Raw genomic sequence first — 4,369 nt, 5'->3', positions numbered from 1 at the left:
TGGGGGGAGAGGTGGGGGTGGAGGTCAGGCCGGCCTGTCGGAACGAATTTTTGCGCCTCCCTGGATGCCCCCGGGACTTACCCCGGGGGCTGCGCCGTGGGAGGAGCGCATGGGTGTTGTTGTGTTTGTCGCTGATGGCCGGCCACCGGTATCAGCGACAGAACCAGACGCTCGTCGTTAGAAGAAGCCGAGCTTCTTGGGGGAGTAGGAAACCAGCATGTTCTTGGTCTGCTGGTAATGGTCGAGCATCATGCGGTGGTTTTCGCGACCGATGCCGGATTGCTTATAGCCGCCGAAGGCCGCATGGGCCGGATAGGCGTGGTAGCAATTGGTCCAGACGCGACCAGCCTGGATGGCGCGGCCAAAGCGATAGGCCCGGTTGCCATCGCGGGTCCAGATGCCGGCGCCGAGGCCGTAGAGCGTGTCATTGGCGATTTCGAGCGCCTCGGCATCGTCCTTGAACGTCGTTACCGAAACCACCGGCCCGAAGATTTCCTCCTGGAAGATGCGCATCTTGTTGGTACCGGCGAAAACGGTCGGCTTCACATAGTAACCGCCGGAAAGTTCACCCTCGAGATTGTTGCGTTCGCCGCCGGTAAGGACCTTGGCGCCTTCCTGCTTGCCGATATCGAGGTAGCTCAGGATCTTTTCGAGCTGTTCGCTCGATGCCTGCGCGCCGATCATGGTCGACATCTCGAAGGGCGAGCCCTGCTTGATGGCTTCGACGCGCTTGATGGCGCGCTCCATGAAGCGGTCATAGACATTTTCCTGGATCAGCGCGCGGCTCGGACAGGTGCAGACCTCGCCCTGGTTGAGCGCGAACATGGCGAAGCCTTCGAGGGCCTTGTCGAAGAAGTCGTCATCCTCGTTGACCACGTCTGAGAAGAAGATGTTGGGCGATTTGCCGCCGAGTTCCAGGGTGACGGGAATGAGGTTCTGGCTGGCATATTGCATGATCAGCCGGCCCGTCGTCGTTTCGCCGGTGAAGGCGATCTTGGCGATGCGGTTGGACGAAGCCAGCGGCTTGCCCGCTTCGAGCCCAAAGCCATTGACGATATTGAGGACGCCCGGGGGCAAGATGTCCTCGATCAGCTCCATCAAATAGAGGATCGAAGCCGGCGTCTGTTCGGCAGGCTTCAGCACCACGGCATTGCCGGCCGCGAGGGCAGGGGCGAGCTTCCAGACGGCCATGAGGATCGGGAAATTCCATGGGATGATCTGGCCGACGACGCCGAGCGGCTCGTGGAAGTGATAGGCGACGGTATCGTGGTCGATTTCCGAAATCCCGCCTTCCTGTGCGCGGATGGCGCCGGCGAAATAACGGAAGTGGTCGATGGCGAGCGGAATGTCGGCGGCCGTCGTTTCGCGGATCGGCTTGCCGTTATCCCAGGTCTCGGCCAAGGCGATTTCGTCCAGATGCTCCTCCATCCGGTCAGCGATCTTGTTGAGCATTACGGCGCGCTGCGCCACCGAGGTGCGCCCCCACGCGGGCGCAGCCTTGTGCGCCGCATCGAGCGCCTTTTCGATGTCGGCCGCCTTGGAGCGTGCGACTTCGCAAATGACCTGGCCGGTAACCGGCGAGGTATTCTCAAAGGTCTCGCCATCTACGGCGTCGACCCACTGGCCGCCAATGTAATTGCCATACTTGGCCTTGTACGGAGACTTGGTCCGCTGGCCGACGAATTCGGGTTTGTTCATGGCATCCTCCCTTTTTGGATGCCTCACTCATTGCAACGGCCGTGCCAGCATTTCCCAAGTCATTGGTGCAACAGCCGAAATTTTCGTGATGCGCAATTGGCTGGACGGATCGAATTTCCGGATGCAACACTTTGCAACAACCAGAGGCGATGGCGGATGCAACACCTGTTGCAAACTGCCACAACTGGGAGGAAACGAGGATGAACAATGCGTCTGAAGCGGCCCTTGCCGCTGCTCGCGAAAAATTCTTCTCTGGTATGGATATGCCCGAAGGGCTGGTCCCCGCGCCGATCCTGCGTTCGTGGCAACGATGCGCCGAACAGGGGCTCGATGCTGGCGGCGCAATACTCGCGGAGCCGATGACGGCGGCAGAATTGCGGGCATTGCAGGAGCAGAACGAGGCGCTGCGCCTGCTTTCCCGCTCGGAACTCGTGGCGCTGCGGGCCGAGGCCAAGCTTACTGACAGCGTCGTTATTCTCACCGATGCCAAGGGGCTGGTGCTCGATACCGCCGGCAGCCCGGAATTTGCCGGGCGGGCGGCGCAGGTCGCCCTCCGCCCCGGCGTCGCCTGGTCCGAAACCTCTACCGGCACCAACGCCATCGGCACGGCGCTGGCCGAGCGCCGCGCTATCGAAGTCCACGGCGCCGAACACTTCTTCGAGCCGCACGGCATTTTGCACTGTGCGGCGTCGCCGATTTTCGATCCCTACGGCAAGCTGGTGGGTGTGCTCGATATGTCGGGACATGCTTCGACCGAGCACACTCATGCCATGGGGCTTGTGCGCCTTGCGGTGGGGCAGATCGAGCATCGTTTCTTCAATCGGAATTTTGAAGAAATGACAGTCGTGCGGTTTCACCGGTCGGCTGACCTCCTGGGGACGGCGCGGGAAGGCATTCTGGTTTTTGATGGCGACAGGCTCGTTGCTGGCAATCGCCGGGCCCTGCATCTGGTGGGGCTCGACAGGAGAGCGCTGCGCAAGGCGACGCGCGAGGAGATTTTTGCTGGCGCGGCGCTGGCGATGGACAATGGCGAATTGCGCAGCCGCAATGGCGAACGCTACTTTGCCGCGGTCAGCCAGCCCCGTGCTCGCGCGCCCGATGTCGTGGGTACGGTGCCGCGCAGCGCTCGCCCGGCCAAAGACAGGCCGTTGCTGTCGCCGGAGGCGTCGGCCGACCTCGCCCGGAGCATCCGCCTCGTCAATGCCGAGATTCCGCTGCTGATCGCGGGGGAGACCGGAACCGGCAAGGAGGTTTTTGCGCGGCATCTGCACTCCAAGTCGGCACGGGCCGGCAAGCCGTTTATTGCCATCAACTGCGCGGCGCTGCCCGAAAGTCTCATCGAGGCCGAGCTCTTTGGTTATGAGGCGGGGGCTTTTACCGGCGCGCGCAAGTCGGGGGCCAAGGGGCTGGTGCAGCAGGCGGAGGGCGGCATTCTGTTTCTCGATGAAATCGGGGACATGCCGCTGTCCTTGCAGTCGCGTCTGCTGCGCGTGCTGCAGGATCGCGAGGTGGCGCCGCTTGGTGGAGGTACGCTGCAGAAGGCTGATTTCGTGCCGATTGCCGCGACCAATCGCGATCTCAAGGCTATGGTCGACGCCGGCACGTTCCGCGCCGATCTCTATTTCCGCATCGCTCAATATACCGTGACCCTGCAGACCCTGGCGGAGCGGGCAGACCGGCGTGAGTTGGTGGAGGCGCTTTGGGCGCAAGTGGCGCGCGCCCATGATCCACTGCCCAGGGCGGTGGTTGAGCAGTTGGGCGACTATCCGTGGCCCGGCAACTTCCGCGAACTGGTCGGCTATCTGAGGGCCATGGCGGCGCTCAGTGATCCGGGACAGCCGCTGGCCATGGTGCCACTGGCAACGGTGCCGGACCGGCCGATTGTGCATGACCTGCCAGAGGGCGATGTCGACGCCATCACGCACGCCGCCATGCGTCGCGCCATCGAGCGGCACAATGGCAATCTCTCGGCGGCGGCAAGGGCGCTTGGCATCGATCGCTCGACGCTTTACCGGCGCTATGTGTGGAAAGAGGCGCGGGCCTAGAAGCAGTGAGGCGGACATTCCGCACCTTGTTTCGCCCCCTTCTGCCCCGGCGTGCTTGTGCGTCAGCGCTGCGGACGGTAATTGAACCTCATGCCCTACTCCCTTCGCCCCGCCCTGGTCCTGGTCGCCCTCATCGCAGTTCTCGCCATGGCGCCGGTTGCGCCAGAGGCCGGCAATGTCATCTTCCTTGCCACCGGCGGACTTTCGATCCTGCTGCTGTTTTCGCGCGGTAAGGAGCATGTGCGGCGTCCGATCGTCTGGATGCCGCTGGCGGGTCTTTTGCTCATGGCCGTGGCCTATGTCATTGGCGCGGGGTCATTTGAGGGTCTTATTGGCCTCGCCTATTTCGCCCCGCTCTTTGCCGTCTGGCCGCTGGTCAGCGCTGGGGACGAGCTCGAAGCCGAAAATACCGCGAGCCTTGTCGGGCTCCTGGCCCTTGCTGGCGTGGCGGGCGCGGCGATCGTGGCGGTGTTGGAGGTCGTGGCGACCGGGACCGTGAGAGCCGGCGGTGGCGTGGCTAATCCTATCCATTTTGCCGATGTTGCCTTGCTCGTCGGGTTCCTGGCCTGTGCCAGCGTTTTCGCGCGAATTGGAATCTGGCGCTTTGCCTTCCTGCTCGGTCCGGT

Annotated in this window: 3 protein-coding genes; 2 read left to right on the top strand and 1 reads right to left on the bottom strand. The window is 63.0% G+C overall.

The window, feature by feature from the left end; translation table 11 throughout:
• Positions 1–177: 177 nt before the first annotated feature.
• Positions 178–1,698 (bottom strand): aldehyde dehydrogenase, encoded by a 1,521-nt coding sequence (gene adh / locus J0I64_RS01180; protein ID WP_291405602.1) that lies wholly within the window; start codon positions 1,696–1,698, stop codon positions 178–180.
• Positions 1,699–1,898: 200 nt separating this feature from the next.
• Between adh and J0I64_RS01175 the strand changes: the two genes are divergently transcribed.
• Together J0I64_RS01175 and J0I64_RS01170 are read left to right on the top strand one after the other, a co-directional pair.
• Entirely contained in the window at positions 1,899–3,743 is a 1,845-nt protein-coding gene (locus J0I64_RS01175; protein ID WP_291405600.1) for a sigma-54-dependent Fis family transcriptional regulator, read from the top strand.
• Between the two features lie 81 nt (positions 3,744–3,824).
• Positions 3,825–4,369: hypothetical protein (locus tag J0I64_RS01170; RefSeq protein ID WP_291405598.1), on the top strand; the 545-nt coding region annotated here is incomplete at its 3' end.

This window comes from Devosia sp. (assembly GCF_017307565.1).
Lineage (GTDB): Bacteria > Pseudomonadota > Alphaproteobacteria > Rhizobiales > Devosiaceae > Devosia.
Note: the sequence above shows the minus strand (reverse complement) of the source record. Positions and strands in the feature narration are given on the sequence as shown.

What these genes read in the sequence shown, in the direction of transcription:
- J0I64_RS01175 (WP_291405600.1), top strand. Translation starts at nt 1,899, where the DNA reads ATGAACAATGCGTCTGAAGCGGCCCTTGCCGCTGCTCGCGAAAAATTC.
- adh (WP_291405602.1), bottom strand. Translation starts at nt 1,698, where the DNA reads ATGAACAAACCCGAATTCGTCGGCCAGCGGACCAAGTCTCCGTACAAG.